This is a genomic window from Mesorhizobium sp. M2A.F.Ca.ET.039.01.1.1 (assembly GCF_003998035.1).
Classification (GTDB): domain Bacteria; phylum Pseudomonadota; class Alphaproteobacteria; order Rhizobiales; family Rhizobiaceae; genus Mesorhizobium.
Genome location: NZ_RZRY01001277.1, coordinates 1 through 991 on the forward strand (window position 1 = coordinate 1; position 991 = coordinate 991).

General features: G+C 61.5%; 2 protein-coding genes. One reads left to right on the forward strand and one right to left on the reverse strand.

The genetic code is table 11. The features are described from left to right. On the forward strand, nt 1-505 hold a 505-nt coding region (locus EOA24_RS39255), incomplete at its 5' end, for a Crp/Fnr family transcriptional regulator (RefSeq protein WP_133374996.1). Here the strand turns inward: EOA24_RS39255 and EOA24_RS39260 are convergent. Beyond that, complete coding sequence (locus EOA24_RS39260; RefSeq protein ID WP_281059943.1) at nt 419-985, reverse strand: HEAT repeat domain-containing protein; 567 nt, start codon at nt 983-985, stop codon at nt 419-421. The genes EOA24_RS39255 and EOA24_RS39260 overlap by 87 nt on opposite strands. Nucleotides 986-991 lie beyond the last annotated feature (6 nt).

The following is a 991-nucleotide window of genomic DNA, read 5'->3' on the forward strand; positions in this document are numbered from 1 at the left end:
TAGTGACTGCGAGATCCTTTTTCTGCCTGCCTCCGCGCTCAAGCGGCTCCTCACTGAGCTTCCGGGCTTCGCTCTGTGTCTCGTGCAGGGGCTAGCAGCAAAGGGCAGATGCTATTCGGCCATGGCGCAGATGCTGGGAACTCGCTCGGTGATCGAGCGCCTGGCCCAATTTCTGATGAATCTCGGAGAACTCCACGGGGTGCGTGACGGGCATGCCGTAATCATAAACGCCAAGGTGACGCATGATCAGATTGCCGCGATGGTTGGGTCAACGCGCCAGTGGGTAACGATGATGATGAAACGCTTCCAGAAAGATGGGCTGGTTACGGTCACGCCGCGTCAAATTCGCATCGAGCGCCCGCACAAGCTAATCAACATGGTTTCGAAGGATGGCGGCAGTAATCGGCCTTCGACAGTTCTACCCAAGCCGTGCCAGGGCCCAGCGCACCGTCTTGCGGACGTCGGGGTCGGCATCGCCGCTGTGATTCATCAACGCGTCGCGTGAGGCCGGGGCAGCGATTTCGCCAAGCGCTGCTGCCGCCTCCTTGCGCACGGCTGCAATCTCGCTCCGAAGCAACTCTGAAATTGCCGGAACTGCCGCATGGGCTTTGAGTTTGCCAAGCGCGTTCAGGCATCTGAGTTGGACCTGCCAGTACTCATCATCCAAGGCCGCGGTGAGCACATGGATCACCGCGGCTTGGCCAAGTTGGCCGAGCGAATCCGCGGCGACAGCGCGCACCCGCCAGCTATCATCGCCAAGCGCTGCCGCGACCGCCGCAGCGGCCGCCGGCTGGCTCGAGAAGGAAAGCGCACTTATAGCGACTGTCCTGACGCCAGCATCCAGGTCCAGCGTCGCGGCAATCAGCGACGGCAATGTCTCCTCTAGTTTGAGGTAGGCGACAACGCCAATCGCCTGGGCTCGTACATCCGGATTCTCGTCGCGCATTGCTGTGAGCGCCGGAGCGAGCGATGCCGGCGATCGCAGCTCTCT